At 58.8% G+C, this 17645-nt stretch carries 18 protein-coding genes; 11 read left to right on the forward strand and 7 right to left on the reverse strand.

Annotated features, from left to right (window positions below):
• Positions 1-45: 45 nt before the first annotated feature.
• The 4 genes from DESPR_RS10735 to DESPR_RS10750 form a co-directional block, all read right to left on the reverse strand.
• Entirely contained in the window at positions 46-504 is a 459-nt protein-coding gene (locus DESPR_RS10735; RefSeq protein ID WP_015724838.1) for a peroxiredoxin family protein, read from the reverse strand.
• Positions 505-547: 43 nt separating this feature from the next.
• The gene (locus DESPR_RS10740; protein WP_218918241.1) at positions 548-925 is read right to left on the reverse strand and encodes a diacylglycerol kinase family protein; all 378 of its coding nucleotides are present in this window, start codon (positions 923-925) and stop codon (positions 548-550) included.
• A gap of 35 nt (positions 926-960) precedes the next feature.
• Complete coding sequence (locus DESPR_RS10745) at positions 961-2031, reverse strand: alkene reductase (RefSeq protein ID WP_015724840.1); 1071 nt, start codon at positions 2029-2031, stop codon at positions 961-963.
• Between the two features lie 180 nt (positions 2032-2211).
• Complete coding sequence (locus DESPR_RS10750; protein ID WP_015724841.1) at positions 2212-3177, reverse strand: UDP-glucuronic acid decarboxylase family protein; 966 nt, start codon at positions 3175-3177, stop codon at positions 2212-2214.
• Positions 3178-3442: 265 nt separating this feature from the next.
• Here DESPR_RS10750 and DESPR_RS19170 point away from each other — a divergent pair, with 265 nt between their 5' ends.
• The 3 genes from DESPR_RS19170 to DESPR_RS10765 all read left to right on the forward strand — a co-directional run bounded on the left by DESPR_RS19170 (position 3443) and on the right by DESPR_RS10765 (position 6371).
• The gene (locus DESPR_RS19170) at positions 3443-4933 is read left to right on the forward strand and encodes a flagellin (RefSeq protein ID WP_015724842.1); all 1491 of its coding nucleotides are present in this window, start codon (positions 3443-3445) and stop codon (positions 4931-4933) included.
• A 76-nt stretch (positions 4934-5009) separates the two neighbouring features.
• Positions 5010-5219 (forward strand): hypothetical protein, encoded by a 210-nt coding sequence (locus tag DESPR_RS10760; RefSeq protein ID WP_015724843.1) that lies wholly within the window; start codon positions 5010-5012, stop codon positions 5217-5219.
• A gap of 51 nt (positions 5220-5270) precedes the next feature.
• Positions 5271-6371, forward strand: coding sequence for a glycosyltransferase family 4 protein (locus DESPR_RS10765; protein WP_015724844.1), 1101 nt, complete (start codon positions 5271-5273; stop codon positions 6369-6371).
• Here the strand turns inward: DESPR_RS10765 and DESPR_RS10770 are convergent.
• The 3 genes from DESPR_RS10770 to DESPR_RS17345 are packed head-to-tail and all read right to left on the reverse strand — an operon-like array spanning position 6368 to position 9929.
• Positions 6368-6976 carry a class I SAM-dependent methyltransferase gene (locus DESPR_RS10770; protein ID WP_015724845.1) on the reverse strand — a complete coding sequence of 203 codons (609 nt, stop codon included), beginning with the start codon at positions 6974-6976 and terminating at the stop codon, positions 6368-6370. The genes DESPR_RS10765 and DESPR_RS10770 overlap by 4 nt on opposite strands.
• A gap of 41 nt (positions 6977-7017) precedes the next feature.
• Positions 7018-8181 carry an FkbM family methyltransferase gene (locus DESPR_RS10775; RefSeq protein ID WP_015724846.1) on the reverse strand — a complete coding sequence of 388 codons (1164 nt, stop codon included), beginning with the start codon at positions 8179-8181 and terminating at the stop codon, positions 7018-7020.
• Between the two features lie 2 nt (positions 8182-8183).
• Complete coding sequence (locus DESPR_RS17345) at positions 8184-9929, reverse strand: tetratricopeptide repeat protein (protein ID WP_169701587.1); 1746 nt, start codon at positions 9927-9929, stop codon at positions 8184-8186.
• Positions 9930-10321: 392 nt separating this feature from the next.
• Between DESPR_RS17345 and DESPR_RS19175 the strand changes: the two genes are divergently transcribed.
• From DESPR_RS19175 to DESPR_RS10820, 8 genes are all read left to right on the forward strand, one after another.
• The gene (locus DESPR_RS19175) at positions 10322-11770 is read left to right on the forward strand and encodes a flagellin (protein ID WP_015724848.1); all 1449 of its coding nucleotides are present in this window, start codon (positions 10322-10324) and stop codon (positions 11768-11770) included.
• A gap of 76 nt (positions 11771-11846) precedes the next feature.
• Entirely contained in the window at positions 11847-12194 is a 348-nt protein-coding gene (locus DESPR_RS10790; protein ID WP_015724849.1) for a flagellar protein FlaG, read from the forward strand.
• A 24-nt stretch (positions 12195-12218) separates the two neighbouring features.
• Entirely contained in the window at positions 12219-13616 is a 1398-nt protein-coding gene (gene fliD / locus DESPR_RS10795; RefSeq protein ID WP_015724850.1) for a flagellar filament capping protein FliD, read from the forward strand.
• Positions 13616-14068, forward strand: coding sequence for a flagellar export chaperone FliS (gene fliS, locus DESPR_RS10800; protein ID WP_015724851.1), 453 nt, complete (start codon positions 13616-13618; stop codon positions 14066-14068). Before fliD ends, fliS begins: the two co-directional genes overlap by 1 nt.
• A gap of 1 nt (position 14069) precedes the next feature.
• The gene (locus DESPR_RS10805; protein ID WP_015724852.1) at positions 14070-14468 is read left to right on the forward strand and encodes a hypothetical protein; all 399 of its coding nucleotides are present in this window, start codon (positions 14070-14072) and stop codon (positions 14466-14468) included.
• Positions 14469-14793: 325 nt separating this feature from the next.
• Positions 14794-15309, forward strand: a complete 516-nt coding sequence (locus DESPR_RS10810; RefSeq protein WP_169701588.1) for a flagellar brake protein — start codon at positions 14794-14796, stop codon at positions 15307-15309.
• A 37-nt stretch (positions 15310-15346) separates the two neighbouring features.
• Entirely contained in the window at positions 15347-16021 is a 675-nt protein-coding gene (locus tag DESPR_RS10815) for a PilZ domain-containing protein (protein WP_015724854.1), read from the forward strand.
• 106 nt (positions 16022-16127) lie between these two features.
• Positions 16128-17639, forward strand: a complete 1512-nt coding sequence (locus DESPR_RS10820) for a hypothetical protein (protein WP_015724855.1) — start codon at positions 16128-16130, stop codon at positions 17637-17639.
• Positions 17640-17645: the final 6 nt, after the last annotated feature.

Raw genomic sequence — 17645 nt, forward strand, 5'->3', positions numbered from 1 at the left:
TCCTTGCGGTTTGCCGCATGTCGCTTTGATCGGACAGCGTGGAGCCTAGGGTTCGATCAGTTCAAGAATCTCCTCGTTGGACGGAATATCGGCCATGGAATGGCCGTAGTGAACATAACGCAGTCGTCCGGCCTTATCGATCAGCATCTGCGCCGGCATTCGCCCCAGCTTGAAGAGATTCACTTCTTGACCATAGCGGTCGAGCACCACCCGCTCCGGATCGGGCAGGCCGATGAAGGGCAGGTTTTCCTTGTGCCAGTAAGCGCGAAAGGCGGATGCGTCTTCCGGACCGACGACCAGGATCTCGGTGTTCAACCGGACGAACTGTTCGTATCCCTGGCGCAACTGCGCCATGTGCCGGCGGCAGAAGGGTCAGAGAAAACCGCGATTGAGGACCAGCACGACATTTTTCCGTCCGGAAAAATCGGCAAGCGACACCGTCTGGCCATGCACATCGACCAAGGTAAAATCGGGCGCCGGGGTGTTGACGTCGACTCGGGCCATGACGAACCTCCTTGCGTGTTGATGGGACGTGTACCCCGTGCGCTCAGGCCGCAAAATGGGGCAGAAAGACCAGCAGCCCGACCGCCACCGCCGCCATGGCCGCCGCCAGCACGGCAAAGGCGGCCACATCCTTGGCTTGACCAATTCGGGGCCGCCGCTCCAGGGTGATCTCGTCGGCCAGCAGTTCAACGGCGGTGTTGACCGCCTCCATGGCCCAGACCAGACCGATGGCCAGGGCCAGCAGGGTCCATTCCAGGACGGCGAGACGGACCAACAGTCCGGCAACGATCACCGCGATGGTCGCCAAGGCGTGAATCCAGGCATTGTGCTGGCTGACCAGCAACAGGCGGCCGCCGGCCAAGGCGAACCGGAAACTGCGTATCCTGGCCCGCAGGGAGAAGGAATCAGGCCTCGGTTCCACAGTTTTGTGTTCCTGGTCGCCTTTGTCCCGCATGCTCAGGCAGCGAGGAAGGGATAGTCGATGTACCCCTCTGGCCCGGGCCGATAGAAGGTCGACGGGTTGGGGGAATTGAGCGGCGCTCCCTTGCGGATGCGCTCCACCAGGTCGGGGTTGGCGATATAGCTGGTGCCAAAGGCCACCGCGTCGATTTGCCGCTGGGCAATGGCGGTCTCGGCTTCCTCGGGGGTGTAGCGCAGATTGGCGATCAGCACGCCCCGGTACTGCTCGCGCACCGGCGTCAGCACATCACCCTTCAACTCGCCCAGGACATCGCCGCGAATCAGGTGGAGGTACGCAAGGTTGCACTCGTTGAGCCGTTTGGCCAGCCAGATGGCCAAGCCGATGGGGTCGCTGTCGCCCATGGAGTTGAAGCTGGAAATCGGCGACAACCGCAGGCCGACCCGCTCGCCGCCCCAGACCGAACAGACCGCTTGCAACACCTCCAGCAGCAGCCGGGCCCGGTTGTCGATCGAGCCGCCGTAGGGACCGGTGCGGTGGTTGCAACCGTCGCGGAGGAACTGATCGAGCAGATACCCATTGGCTCCGTGGATCTCGATACCGTCAAACCCGGCGGCCTGAGCGTTGACTGCGGCCTGCCGAAATCCCTCGACAATGGCCGGCAATTCGTCGTCGCCCAGTTCGCGGGGGACCACGTAGTTTTGTTTGCCTTCCGGAGTATGGGTGAGGTCGTTGGTGATGGCGATCGGGCTGGCCGACACCGGCTGGGCCCCGTGATTGAGCAGGGGATGGCAGGCCCGGCCGCCGTGCCACAGTTGGACAAAGATCCGCCCGCCCCGGTCGTGCACTGCCCTGGTCACCCGACGCCAACCGTCGATTTGCGCCTGATTGTACAGGCCGGGTTCGGTCTGGAAGGCACAGTGCCCCTCCATGACCATGGTCGCCTCGGCAATGATCAGGCCAGCGCTCGCCCGCTGGGCATACTGCTCGGCCATCAGCTCCGTGGGCACGTGGGCGCTGTCGGCCCGGCACCGGGTCAGCGGCGCCATGAGGATACGATTGGGAAGGGTGAGGGGGCCAATTTGAAGCGGTTGGAAAAGATGGTGCATGGTTTGCCTCACGGTTGCAATGTTCGTCACAGCGGCGGGCCCGTCCCGTTCACTGTCTAATACCACTCAAAGACTCAGCGCAAGCGCGGAGGTCGTCCACGGTCGAAATCCCGGGCGGACAACTGGCACCCAGCGGACACGGCCTTCATCCCTGTGCATAAGAAAATCGTCAACCTGGCGTCAGCCTTTCCCGCCGAGATCGAGAACCTCGCGAAAATAGGCAATGGTTGGCTCCAATCCAGCAGCAAGCCGGACCTGCGGCTGCCACCCCAGCACGGTCCTGGCGACGGTGATATCCGGCTGACGCTGTCGAGGGTCGTCCTGGGGCAGGGGTTTGAACACCAGTTTGGATGTGCCGCCGACCATGGCGAGGATGGTTTCGGCAAGTTGCCTAATGGTGAATTCATCGGGGTTGCCCATGTTGATGGGTCCGGTCACCTCCTGGGGACTGGCCATCATGCGCATGAATCCCTCGATCAAATCGTCCACATAGCAGAAACTGCGGCTTTGCAGACCATCGCCATAGATGGTGATGTCCTCGCCGCGCAGGGCCTGGACAATGAAATTGCTGACCACCCGGCCGTCATTGGGATGCATGCGGGGACCGTAGGTGTTGAAAATGCGCACCACCTTGATCTCCAGGCCGTGCTGCCGACGGTAATCGAAAAATAACGTCTCGGCGCAGCGCTTGCCCTCATCGTAGCAGGAGCGGATACCGATAGGGTTGACCCGGCCCCAATAGCTTTCCGGCTGCGGATGCACTTCCGGATCGCCGTAGACTTCGCTGGTCGATGCCTGAAAAATTTTGGCCTTGGTTCGCTTGGCCAGTCCGAGCATGTTGATGGCGCCATGAACGCTCGTTTTGGTGGTCTGCACAGGATCCCATTGGTAATGAATGGGCGACGCCGGACAGGCTAGGTTGAAGATCTCGTCAACCTCCACATAGAGCGGAAAGGTGACGTCATGGCGGATCAATTCAAAAAAGGGATTATTGAGCAGATGGGCCACGTTGTCCTTGGTGCCGCTGTAAAAATTATCGAGGCACAGCACATCGCAGTTTTCGTTGAGCAGTCGCTCGCACAGATGCGATCCCAAAAACCCGGCGCCGCCGGTAACGAGTACTCTTTTCCTGTTGGCCACCCGCATATATCCTCCTTGCCGAACCTCTTGAACGCGTTCGATTCTCTCGAATCCATTAATAACAGGATGTTTTACGCATTTCTCCCGACCGATGCCTCTCCATCGCCTCTGAAAAAAAGAGGGCCGTAAAAAAAAACCTTAAGCCCAATCGGAAACACTCCGAAACGTTTTTCGAGAGACAGCAGAGCGCATTGAGAGAGCAGTTACGTTTGTATCGTTAGCCGAAAGTCCGTCATTGGAAGACCACGGCTAAAAATTCATGGAGGAAACCATGGCTTTAACGATCAATACAAACGTCGCGTCCCTGAATGCCCAAAGAAATTTATCCCGCTCCCAAGGCGATCTCGCCACCTCGATGGAGCGGCTCTCTTCCGGACTCCGCATCAACTCCGCCAAGGACGATGCAGCCGGTCTCGCCATCTCCGACCGGATGACCTCCCAGATCCGCGGCCTGAACCAGGCCACGCGCAACGCCAACGACGGCATCTCGCTCGCCCAGACCGCTGAAGGCGCGATGCAGGAATCGACCAACATCCTGCAACGCATGCGGGAACTGGCCGTGCAGGCAGCCAACGCCACCAACTCCGCCGCTGACCGATCCGCCCTCCAGGCCGAGGTCAACCAGCTGAAGACGGAAATGAACCGGATCGCCAATTCAACCACTTTCAACGGGTTGAAAATCCTCGACGGCTCCTTTGTTTCCCAGCAGTTCCAGGTTGGTCCCAACCCCAACGAAACCATTGGCTTTTCCATCAAGTCCATGGCCGCCGACGATCTGGGCCGGTACTATCACAATGCCATCAACACCACGGCCAACCAAGGCGCTGGCTCGTCGACCGCAGCCAATGCCACGCCCCCGACCACCAATACCATCGCCGCGCAAACTTTGACCATCACCGGTTCCAAGGGAACCGACAACCTGATCATCGGCGCCGGCGCCACCGCCTGGGAGATCGCCAGCCAGGTGACCAACTCGGCCTCCAAAACCGGCGTGACCGCCACCGCGAGAACCGAAGTGACCCTCGATGGCTTGTCGGCCTCCGGCGTGGTCAATCTGACCATCGGCTCAGGCGGCAATATCGCGACCGTCAACGCCTCGGTCACCACCACCGACATGAGCGAGCTGGCAACGGTGATCAACGACCAGAGCGGCACCACCGGGGTGACGGCCACCGTCGACGCCGGAAAGCTCACCCTGGTCCAGGCCGAAGGAAAAGACATTCAAATCAGCAACTTTTCCCATTCAACCGCCAGCGCGACCATTAAAGCCACGGCCGCCGACAACAACGCCGAAACACTCACTTCCGGCGGTACCGACTCCACCCGGGTGTCGGGCGTGATTGAATTCTCCTCGCAGGATTCGTACACCCTCTCCTCCAATGTCGGCGTGGCGGCAGGGTCCATTCTCTCGACAGCGGCCAACGCCACCGTGATCGCCAGTTTCGAGGAGGTTACCGCCATCGACATCAGCGATGTCGAGGGAGCCAATGACGCGTTGAAGATCGTTGACGCGGCCCTGGGAAAAATCGATGCTCAGCGGGGCGATCTCGGCGCCATTCAGAATCGCTTTGAAGCGACCATCGCCAACCTGCAGAACGTGTCCGAAAACCTGACCGCGGCCCGATCGCGAATCCGGGATGCCGACATCGCCCAGGAAACCTCGGAAATGACCAAGAACAACATTCTCCAGCAGGCCGGCGTCGCCATCCTCACCCAGGCCAACCAAACCCCGCAGCTGGCCCTGCAACTGCTCCAGGGATAAGAGCTTCCCGAGCAACGTCCCTTTCCGGAGGCGGTCCTTGACCGCCTCCGATACCTGTACTGTTCAAGGATCAGCCATGAAAATCGTCATGTTTCACTATAACAGAGATGCGTCCGCCGTCTACCGGCAAAATAACGATCCCTGCACCGGTGCCCGCAGGGGCAACCAGTTGGTCTCCAACTGCTTTTTGGCCAATGGCTATGCCGACAGACTTCTGTGGGAAGAAGCGGCCTCCCTGAAGCCAAAAAAACCGCAAGAATTTGCAATTCCGGGCAACTGGCAGTAAGCTCTTTCCCGATCCCCCTTCTCCCCCTCTTGACAACCTATTGGTGCATCCATGCCGCTTCCCCTCTATCTCGCCCTGGCCCAAGGAACCAACTTCGGATGGGGCGTCTGCAGCCACTACCTTCGCCAGGAACTGGGCGGCATGTACCGTGACGTTCGAATGGTGGACGAGCACACACCGCCGTATGTCACGGGCAGCGTGTTCCACGCCTTGGCCGACCTGGAGTTCAATGCCTTGCACCAGGTGAGGGGAACAAAGAACTTCGGCTACACCTTTTTTGAAAACGAACTCACCGCCCGGTCAGTGGAGAACAGCGCCCAGTACGAGTGCGTGCTGGCCGGGTCCACCTGGTGCCTCGACAAACTCCGGGAAAAAGGCGTCGAGCACAGCGACCTACTCATCCAGGGGATCGACACAAGCCGTTTTTTCCCCCTGCCGCCCAAAGAAGAGAACAACCTGTTCATCATTTTTTCCGGAGGCAAATTCGAGCTGCGCAAGGGACAGGACCTGGTCCTGAGTGCATTCAAGATACTCCAGAAGAAATATCAGGACATGGTCCTGATCAACTGCTGGTACAACTCCTGGCCCCAGACCATCGCTCTCTTTCAGCACTCGCGGCACATCCAGTTCGAAGCCAAGGGAGAAAGCTGGAAGGAATTCATGCTCCACATCTATCGCAAAAACGACCTGGATCCGGATCGGATCATCACCCTTGACCTAGTCGACAATCAATCGCTGCGGGAGCTCTACGCCAAAACCGATCTCGCCGTTTTCCCCAATCGCTGCGAGGGCGGCACCAATCTGGTGCTGATGGAATACATGGCCTGCGCCAAACCGGTGATTGCCTCCTGCACCAGCGGGCACAAGGATGTGGTGACCAGGGAGAACGCCCTGCTCCTCGACGAGCTCCACCCCTATCAACTGTATGACGCAGCGGGCAATCTCTGGGCGGACTGGGAAGAGCCCTCGGTGGATCAGCTGGTCGCGCTCATCGAATATGCCTATCACCACCGTCAGGAACTCCGTCGCCTGGGCGAACGGGCCGGTCAGGATTTGCAGCGGCTTACCTGGACACAGAGCGCGCGGTCCCTGCTGAACACCCTCCTCCGCTACGACGGGATAGGCCGCGAGGATATTCTTCCCGGCCATTAAGCCGGCAGGCTGAGAAAAAAGCTCCAATACTGGTCCGGCCCGGCCGGAACGGTAAAATCGATATCGATCTCCTCCTCCACCGCGAACCCCGCCCGCACGAATAGGCTGCGCCACATGCTTTTTCCCAGCACACTGTAATGGTTGGGGTTGGTTTCGTGGTGGCAGCTGGTGTCGGGAGCCGGCACCTCGATATACAGACGGCCGCCCGACCTCAACACTCGTTTGAATTCCGCAAGGGTGAAATAAGGAAAGATGGAATGTTCCAGGGCATGCCGGCACCAGATGATGTCAAATGAGTTGTCGTCGAACTCCAGGAAGGACTGATCCATGGAGCGAACATCCAGCCCTTGCTGCTGACAGATCAGCACATCCTCGCCCAGGGCGATGCCGACCGGCTTCAGGCCGGCGGCAAGAAAGTGGCGCAAGGCCAAGCCTTGGCCGCACCCGATATCCAGGACCTGTTGCCCCGGCTCGACCCCCTGTTTGGCCAACAGCCGCTCGATCATCTGCCGGGTAATGGACAGGTGCGGTTCAGATGGAATTTCCGGATAGACATCCGCTTTCAACGTATCGATAAAACAGCCCAATCGCTGCAATCCCTTCATGCTCGCCTCCTTCAAGGCCACCATGGTTCCGGCCAAGCGGCCTAGAACCGCTCTCGACTGAAAAGCAGGTTGAACACATGCTCCGAAAGCACGGTCTCGCTCGGGCTAAGCTGCCGCACCTCCGCCCCCTGTCCGACAAAGGCATAGGTGCTGTAGCCCAAGGCGGCCATCTCCGCACGCAAAGCCTGTTCGCTGCCCCCCATGTGCTCCAGGGCAAACCTGTTGATCTCGCAAACCACGAACGGAACGCGCCCCTCGCCAAGCGTGGCGCGAGCTCCCTGCAGAACGGCAAGCTCGGAACCTTCGGTATCGATTTTGATCAGTTTGACGTTCCTCGCCTCCTCGATGGAAATCAGATCGTCCAGCCGCTGGATGCCGATCTGTTTGACCAACGGACACCAACTCGACCGCTGGTTGAACTCATGGGTGGCAATATCCCACAGCGCATGGCCGCCGTAGTTGTCGAGGTTGATGAAAAACCGGCCCGTGCCACGGGTGCTGCCAAGCGCATGGTTGAACACCTGGGCGTTGACCAGGCGATTTTTCCGCAGATGCAGGAGAATCTTGCGGTAATTCTTGGTGGAAGGTTCAAAAGTCAGCACCCGGCCCGGCTTTCCGACCAGGTGTGCCGCCAGCAGGGTGAAATACCCCACATGGCCGCCGACGTCGATCACCGTGTCGCCCCGCGCCAGCTGCTGCAGAAAAAGGCAGGTTGTTTCCTCCTCGTAGGTCAGACCGCGCTGGAAATGGTCCAGCATGTGCCGATGGCTGAACTCGTGGGGATCAAGGAACAACGAAAAATGGACCTTCCCGACCTGTACCCGCGTGGGCTTGATGCGTTCCTTGCCCTTCCGGGGCAGAAGCCGGCGCAGCTGCTGTTGCTGCGGTCGCGGCAGGAAGGCGCCGAACTCATCCCACAGCAACAGGGCCTGATCCGGCAGACCACCGGCGACAAACATCTGCATCAGGCTGTTCAGGGCCTCGAAATTGGTGTTATCGGCACTCACGGACCGGGCAAACAGCATGACCGCGTCTTCGTAGTGCTCCACCGCATAGCAGACAACGCCGAGATCGGCCAGGGCTCGCGAATGATTGGGATGGGCATTGAGAATGTCCACCAGCAGTTCGGCCGCCGCTTCCACGTTCCGCTCGCCATAGAGGGCCTCGGCCCGGTCGAGCTTCTGTTCCACCTCGTGCTGTTCCATGGTCACCTCCGTGCCGTCTGGCGAAGAACCTGATGCAATGTTTGGATGACAGGCTGCCATTCCCCCGGACCGGGCTGGCGCAGCAGGCGGACGGTGGGGTACCAGGGCGAATCATCCCGATCCGTGAACCATCGCCAGTCGGCGGCAAATGGAAGCAGCGCGACGGTGGGCAGGGCGAGCGCTCCAGCCAAATGCACGGTGGAGGTGCAGACGCTGACCACGAGATCCATGCACGCCATGAAGGCGGCCGTGTCGGCATAGTCATGGAGCTCGGCGGACACATCCTTCAATCGCAACACGCCGCCGTCACCGGCCACCTGCTGCTGCGCCGGCCCGACCTGAAGGGAATAGAAGTCGATCTCGTCGGCCAGTTCGCCCAGCGGCGCCAACTGGGCCAGGGTCATGGACCGGTTGTGGTCATCCGTCTGCCGTGGATTTCCCGCCCAGATCAGGGCGACCTTCACTTTGGCCGACGGCACCATCCGGGAGCGGGCGTGCTCGATGCGCTCGGGCGCGACCGCCAGATAGGGGCAGTGGCCGGGCAAGGTGTCAAGGGTGATCCCCAACACCCCCATGAGACTCATCAAGGCCACCTGTGCATCGACCGAAACCTTGTCGATGGGAAACTCGGTGACCGGCAAAAGTGTGTCGATTGCCGGCACGCTGGACATCAAGCGCCCCAGCGAGGGCTGGCAGGAAAACACGATCTCCGCGCCGAGCTTTTTCAACAGCGGCAGCAGGCGACAGAATTGGATGGTATCCCCCGCTCCCTGTTCGGCGCGGACCAAAAGCCGTTTCCCCGCCGCCGACCGCCCATCCCAAATCGGCCATGGACCGTCTAGAAACGTTCCCATGACCGCGAATCGCGATTCATAGTACGGCAGGCCGCGGCGGAAATCCCCTTTGAGCAGGAGCAGGGAGCCGTATGCGAAACGGGCCTCATGGTGATCGGGGTTGATGCGCAGCAACGATTGATAGGTGCGCTCGGCCTCCTCGATCTTCCGCAGCTTCACCTGGAAATAGGCCAAGGCGGCCAAACTGTCGGCATTGCCCGGGTCAAGGGCCAGGGAGCGATCCAGACAGTGCCTGGCCTTGTCGAACAGGTGCCTGTCCACATAGAGCGAAGAAAGCGCGTTCAGCGTCTCGACGTTGTCGGGATCGCGTCCCAGGACTCGGGTATACCAGTGCACCGCCTGGTCATAGTCCCGCAAAAATCGGCAGACCGTGCCAAGATTCAACAACTTCTTGGTGCACTGGCCATCCAGCTGCACCGCCCGCGATAAAAAATCGTGCGCCTCGCGAAAATTATTGAGCCGGAGATGCGCCGTCCCGGCCGCCAGCAGCACGTCCCCGTTCTCCGGCAGCATCTCCAGCAGCCGCAAGGAAAACGTCAGCACATCCTCCCATCGTTTTTCTTCTATAAAAATATTGGTCAACAGGAGAAGGGACTCCAGATGGCGCGGCTGGACGTTCAATGCCGCCAACAGGGACTCAACGGCAAAGGAGACATTCCCTGCCCGGTACTGCACAAAGCCGGCGCTATAGAGCAGTTCCGCATTGCCTGCCCCCTGCTCCAATGCCTGGGCCATCAGAGTGGCGGCCTCCGCCACTTGTTTCTGGGCTGCCAGGATGCGGGCCATGGCGCACAGGGCCTCGGGATGGTGCGGCCACGCCCTGAACACAGACTGCAACAGATCCGCCGCCGCCTCGAATTGTCCTGATTTTTCTAGCTTCTTTACCCTGGACAAGACGGCATCCGAATCCTGGGCAGCTTGTTTCGCCGCGAACGGTTTCCTTGGCTGCCCCGCGGCTCCTGCCTGTTTTTTTGTCTGTTTTTTTTGCCTGCCCATCACGGTTTCCCAGCGTCGCAAACTTTTTTAAATGAAATTACAGACTGTTAACAAAAAAAAACGCCCATTGCCCCAAAAAAGATTTCACCCTGCTTTTTTTTCTAAAGGAAAGAAGGGCCGGCACCGATAAGAAAATTAACCAAGAAATTCATTTGGAATAAATACTCAAGGAACCCAACGAACAGGAGGCCACAACCCACAACGATCGCAGGACAAGCAGTACAGTTTGAACAACCGGCAAGGATGCCAACTATACGAATACGCCACTACAATATTCATGGAGGAATATCATGGCACTTTCAATCAACACAAACGTAGCTTCTCTCAACGCGCAACGCAACCTGGGTGCAACCCAATCCAATTTGGCAAAATCCATGCAGCGTCTCTCAAGTGGTCTTCGGATCAACTCTGCGAAGGATGATGCCGCCGGTCTGGCTATTTCCGACCGGATGACCTCTCAGATCCGCGGCCTCAATCAGGCTGTCCGGAACGCAAACGACGGTATTTCTCTGGCGCAGACCGCTGAAGGCGCGATGCAGGAAAGCACCAACATCCTGCAGCGGATGCGCGAACTGGCCGTGCAGTCGGCCAACGACTCCAACACCGGTTCCGACCGTGCTTCTCTGCAGAAAGAAGTAGCCCAGCTGCAGCAGGAACTGGACCGGATCGCCACCACCACCTCCTTCAACGGCAAGAATGTTCTTGACGGCACCTTTACCGCCCAATCCTTCCAGGTGGGCGCCAATGCCGGCGAGACCATTTCCTTTTCCGTCGGTGGAGCTTCCTCGACCCAGATCGGCGCCCATCAGCTCAAGGTCGCCGGCACGATCAATCAAGCCACCGCGGGCACCGCAAACACCGTGGCCGCCCAGACCATGACCGTCTCCGGTTCCCTGGGCACCGAGTCGATCACCGTGGCCGCTGGCGCCACCGCCAAGACCATTGCCGAGAAGATCAACAACATCAGCAACGACACCGGTGTCAATGCCACTGCGGTCACCAACGCCAAACTGACGGTGGGAGCGACAGGTGCCCAGAGCTTCCAGCTCTTCGGCAAGAACACCACCGGCGAGACCATTTCCGCCAATATCACCAACCTCTCCGACCTGACCGAACTGGCCGACGCCATCAATTCCAAGGCGGCAGAGACCGGCGTCACGGCGGAGCTGGCGGCGGACAAGGCGTCGATCACCCTGAAGAACACCGAGGGCGAGGATATCCAGATGACCTGGGCATCTGGAAACCAAAGCCTGCAAGGTTTGGCGGCCGACGGCACCACCGCAGCCGGCTCGGCGGTGGCGATGACCAGCGCGGGTTCGGCCTCGGTGGGCGGCAACATTACCTTCAATGCGGAAAAATCCTACTCGGTCGCCTCCACCAGCACGACCACGGTGCTGGATGCGGCAAGCAAGGGCAGCGCCCTCACCTCGGTCGGTTCGGTGGACATCAGCACCCGTTCCGGGGCCAACGACGCCCTCTCGGTGATCGACAGCGCCATCAGCTTCATCGATACCGAACGGGCCAATCTGGGTGCGATCCAGAACCGGTTTGAATCAACCATTTCCAACCTGCAGAACATCTCCGAGAACGTCTCGGCTGCCCGGTCGCGGATCCTGGATGCGGATATCGCCCAGGAGACCTCCAACATGACCAAGCAGAACATCCTGCAGCAAGCCGGTGTCTCGATCCTGGCCCAGGCCAACCAGACCCCGCAGCTGGCTTTGAGTCTGCTCCAGTAAAAACCCCCTTTCCTGAGGAGACCGCCTGCGGTCTCCTCAGGCCCTGATATTTTTCTCATTACACGGAGGTAACCGGATGAATATCGAGGCACTCGGCACAACCGGCGCCAGTCCGCCACGGGTCAACGAATCGGCCCAGCAGGTGGAGCGCAGGCGGCAGGACAGCCAGCAGCAATCCCCGCTCGGCTCGGAGAAGGAAAGCAAACTGCACCCCGAGGAGCTGTTGAACCAGATCAAATCCATCACCGAAAATGGATTGTACAGCGTCCGTTTCGAGCGCGACAGCGGCACCGAGGAATTGATCGTAAAGATTGTCGACAGCGATACCGATGAAGTGATACGGCAGATTCCGCCGGAAGAATTGATCAATCTCAGCAAACACCTCAAGGAACTCAGCGGCAACTTGGTCAACACCGTCAGCTGACCCGCACCATCGGAGAACCGAGCCATGACTATTCAATTCGGCGGCCTGGCAACAGGATTGGACACCAGCAGCATCATCAACCAATTGATGTCGCTTGAACGGCAGCCGATCACCCGTCTCGAAGCAGATAAGACGTGGCTCAACAATCGCTTGGCCGCGTTTACCCAGCTGGACAGCAAGCTCAAGTCCTTTGCCGATTCCATCAAGAACCTCAACGACGCCGACACCCTGCTCAAGCGTTCGGTCAAACAGAGCTCGGAAGACTACCTCTCCGCCACCGTTTCCAGCGAAGCGCTGGCTGGAACCAGCTATCAGGTGGAAGTCGTCTCCCTGGCGCAGGTACAAAAATCGATTTCCGCCACCGGTTTCGCGAGCAAGACCAGTCTCTCCTTTGGCACGGGCAGCCTTGATCTCACCATTGACGGCACCAGTCACAGTATCGACATCACGGCCGACAACGGGTCGCTTGAAGGGATCATGCGGGCCATCAACGATGCGGATCTCGGGGTTTCCGCAGCGATCATCAACGATGGCAGCGGGTCGCCCTATCGCCTGGTGCTCACGGGAGAGGATGTGGGAAAAACCTTTTCCCTGGGTACCAGCGGCTTGAGCGGAGGAACCGATACCCTTGGCGACTTCAACGTTGACGACGGCAGCGGCACGATCACCAATCCACCGGTGCAAGCAGCCACCCAGGCCCATATCCGGGTGGATACCGTTGACATATACAGCAGTTCCAACACGCTGACCGAGGCGATTCCCGGGGTGACGCTCGATCTCCTGCAAGCGGAAGTCGGCAAAACCACCAGTCTGTCCATCAGTCTGGATACCAAGAGCATCAAATCGACCATCGAAGCCTTTGCCAAGGGGTACAACGAGGTGGTCAGTTTTGTCACCGGCCAATCGATCATCAACGAAAAGGGCGGCGGCGTGCTTGGTGGCGATTCGGGAATCAACTCGATCAAGCGCCACCTGCAAAGCATGCTGACCAAGCCGTTTGCCAACAGTGGCGTTTTCAGCTCGCTGTCCCAGCTGGGGTTCGAGACGCAAAAAGACGGCACCCTGAAGGTCAACGATACGACCCTGTCGGCCGCAGTCAGCAACAACCTGGACAGTGTTGTCAGCCTGTTGACCGGAGAAAACGGCAAGGACGGCCTGATTGCCGAATTCCAGGACTATCTGCAATCGATGACCAACTCGTCCAGCGGTATGTTGCAGGGCCGAAAGCAAAGTATCAACAACAATATAAAACGCATCGACAATCAAATTACCAACATGGAGACGAGGCTGGAGAAACGGCAGCTGACCTTGGAATCGCAGTTCAGCGCCATGGAAACCCTGGTTAGCGGGCTCAATTCGCAGGGGTCCTATCTCTCTCAACAAATGACCATCCTCAGCAACATGATGAGCGGGAGCAACTAATGAATGGCTACACGAATCAATACATGGTCAATACGGTCACATCGGCATCGCCGGAACAACTGATGCTGATGCTCTACGATGGCGCCATCCGTTTTATCTCCCTTGGCATCCAGGCGATCGAAAACGGTCAAATTGATAAACGGGCCTACTATATCAACAAGACGTCGGCCATTGTCTCCGAGTTTGCCGCCACCCTCGACCATTCGTTGAACCCCAAGCTGGCGGAAGATCTCGATGCCCTGTATGGATATATGCTGAACCGGATGTTGGACGCCAACCTGAAAAACGATGCCGCGCCACTGCATGAAGTCAAGAAACTGCTGGCTGACCTGCGGGCCACCTGGGCGCAGGCCATAGAAATGAACAAAACGGAAAAACGGGAAGCCATGGGGGCAACCACCCCGGCAGCTCCTGGAACCATGGCCTACAGACCGCTTGTGGCGGCAATGTGAAATGGACAACGCACTGATTGAACAATCGCTGACCCAGTATCGTCGGATTGCCGAGATGTATGGGCAAATCGAGCAAGCCCTGCAGAACAGGCAAATGGACACACTTGCCTCACTGTGCGCCGACATGAACATCCTGCAGGAGGAGATCAAGGGCAACGACGCGGCAATGCTCGACCTGCTCCGACAATCCCCCGCGTTGAAGAAAGACGAACGGATGCGGGAGTTGGTGGCATTGATGGACAAGATACGCGGCCAGAACAACCGCTTGACCGTTCAGTTGAAAAACATCATGGCGGTTCAACGCAGCGAACTCCAGAAATTACAACAGGGCAGCACCGTTCTCCAGGGATACCGGCCCGCATCCGACCACACCGGCAAGAGGATATCCGTTTCCAACTAGCCGTCCCCCGCGTTGGCCCGGGCCAACGTTTTTCACTTCGACCTTCTCTCCCGCCAAATATTTCTTCCTTTCTTGCCTCGCTTGTGGCAATTTAGAAAGAAATTATTTTTTCAATTCGAGAGAAGGTAACATCTTGCCACTACTCAATAGTTTTTTTCTTAACCTCAAAGAGGGAACGGCGTTGCGCGCCGCGATTCCACTTGTGGGTGTTCTTGAAAAAGCACGGCTCAATTGCTTTTTGGCAAACGCGGAGCCGCCGAGATTTACCCTTTCCTTCCCGCACGGTTCTTTGGCGATGGATCAGGTCGACATCAGCAGAACCTGTATGGTCATCGTTGATTTGACCGATCAGACGGTCACCGTCTCCGCGGACATCGAACGGATAGCCGACCCGTCCACCCTGGAACTCGTGGCACGTGAATCCGTCACCCATACCCAAACCCGCAACTACTTCAGGGTTGACGCAGCCACCCGTGTTGCCGCCTCTTCGGTCGTTCCACCGGAAATGGCCAAGGAAGGGGAAAGCTGGCGGTTGCTCGGTGACACCATCGATCTCAGCGGCAGCGGACTGTTGTGCAGTTTTAGCGACCCACTGGAGAAGGATAAACCGGTCAACATCGAACTCATTCTTCCGACCAGGAACATGGAAGTCATCCGGGCCCTCGGTCATGTGGTCCGTTGTCGGAAAATCGAGGAAAACCTGTATCATGTCGCCTTGCATTTCGACCAGATCGATCCCGAAAGCCAGGACAAGATAATGGCCTGCTGCTTTGAATTGCAACGCCGGTATCTGCGCATGCGGGTACAGTTGGAAAGCCAACCTCCTTCTCAGCAAGAATAGCCGGTCAACCACTTCTTTTACATCGTGTAACGTCTCCGTGAAAAGCATCGAAGAAATCTTACAGGCAATCGATGACCATTCCCCGACGATTGTCGATCTCCCAGGAAACCGTGAGGAAAGTTTCCGTTGCAAGGCCCTGTTGATCAAGAAACAAGGGCAAGTGATTGAACTGGTATGCCCTCCCCACTCGTGGGAGGCCGATGCGCTCAAACTCGGGGCTGACTGCAACCTGGCCGTCGAGCACAACGGGAAGACGGTCAACCTGATCGCACGGCTTGACAGCATTGTCGGCGATCGGCGCCTGCATCTCACGGCACGGGCACCCGTCTCGCCGGAATCGTTGCGAGAATATTTCCGGGTGTCGATCAATACGCCCGTGGAAGCGAGCTATATCGCCAATATCAAGGAGATAAAAGGCCGTACCTGGAAATTGGTCGGCACGACCATTGACCTCAGCGGGAGCGGCATCTTGGCGGTGTTTGATCAGAAACCGCCCAGCAACCACCGCATCCAGCTCGTCATAACCGCTCCCGAGGACGCGCCGCCTATCGTCTGCCTGGCAAACGTGGTCAGGACCTACAGAATTCGCAAGAACCGCTATCAAGTGGCCTTTCACTTTGAAACCATTTCCACCAAAACCAGGGATCAGATCATCTCCTGCTGTCTTCACGAGCAACGGCGGCAGCTGAGGGAAAATGCTCGCGTGGCCTGACCGCAGCGCCCCATTGTTCCCGGCTTCGCCCGGATGCAACGAGCTCTGGTACATGGCTGCCACCGTGGTGGAAGCAAAGTAACCGGATCAACACGCGCGAGGAATTGTGGAGCCATTGACGCTGATCACTGAAATACACTCTCTCTCGCCGGTTGATCAATTTGGTGGTCAGCACCAGCGCCCTCCGTTCACCTCAGGCCAATTTCTCCAGGGGACCATCACCGCTCAACAGGGGCCTCACCACTTCACGCTCGATATTGGTGGACGGCAACTGGCCACCGAATCATCCGCGCCCCTGCAGGTCGGGCAGAAACTTGACTTGCAGGTTACGTCGCTGGTGCCGCAGGTGGAACTGCGGATCATCCCCAGCAATCCGCTCACCCAGCAAATCAGCAGCGCTCTCCACCTGCTGGGGCAGGTGGCCACAACGGTGCCGCAGCTCGACAACCTGGCCCAGGAGGCCCGGCAGTTGCCTCAACTCAGTCCAACCGCCCGTGAAACGCTGCAATTGTTCAGCGACAGCCTCATCAGTCGTGCGGAACAGCACGCCTCTCCCCCCCTCCCCCTCGCCGCCCAGCTGTTCGACACCGCGCTGACAACCGCCACGGCACCCCCTGGCACACGCACCGACACGCCAACCCAATTCAATGAGATCAGCCGCATCCTGCTTCAGCTGGCGGGCAGCGGCTCGCTCTCGCCGCAAGCTGTCGAACGGGCGGTCAATCTCGCCGCCTTGTTCGCGCGCGCCGCCGCCCCGCAAGCGGCGTCACCGTTTTCTTCCCTGGAAACGGCGACGCTCGCCGCGCTTCCCCCCGCGATCGCCGAGCAATTCCTGGGAAAATGGACCACCATCCCGCCTCAGGATCCCGGGCTTGCCGCGCTGCTGTCCCAGGCTCCGCTGTCGCCCCAATCGGGGCAAGCACTCGCCGAGAACCATCCCTTGCGGCAGCTGTTCGCCTTCCTGGCCGCGGAAAGCGGCAAGGAACCGGCGGCAGCCGCACGCCTCGACCTGAGCGGGCAGCAAGTCGAAACCGTGCTCAAGCGCCTCGGATTGCAGATGGAGCGCCTGTTCGCGGAGAACCGACCGCACGAGGCCGTGCAAACCCTGAAGTACGCCTTGCTGGAAATGTCGCAGCAGGCAAACGCAACGGAGGCGAGCGCCCTGCACGCGGATCAGCTGGTTAAAACAATCGAACTGTATCAGATGCTCCAGATCCGTTTGGCCGGGGAATCGCTCTTTTTCATGCCCCTGCCCTTTTCCTTTCTCACCCAAGGCTATCTGCTGATTGACAGCGAACAGCCGGGAAATCAGGCATCGAAAAAAGGGGGCCTAGCATCGACCGACGCGCATCATGTCACGCTCCATCTGCAACTCGAGGGGCTGGGTAACCTGGAAATTGACATTCTTTGCGAACAGGACCGGATCGCCTTGAAATTCCTAGCCGAGGATGTGGAGCGCGCGAAATATATCCAGGGATTCCGGGGAGAACTCGAACAATGGCTGACCGCCGGCCGCCTGGATTCGGTACAGTTCCTGGTCGGGGCCAAGGAACCGACCAAACTGCTCCTGGAAAAACTGGTCCATGGGCTCACCGGCATGGTTGACACCACGGCCTGAAACGCG

It is taken from the genome of Desulfobulbus propionicus DSM 2032, from assembly GCF_000186885.1.
Taxonomy (GTDB): Bacteria; Desulfobacterota; Desulfobulbia; order Desulfobulbales; family Desulfobulbaceae; genus Desulfobulbus; species Desulfobulbus propionicus.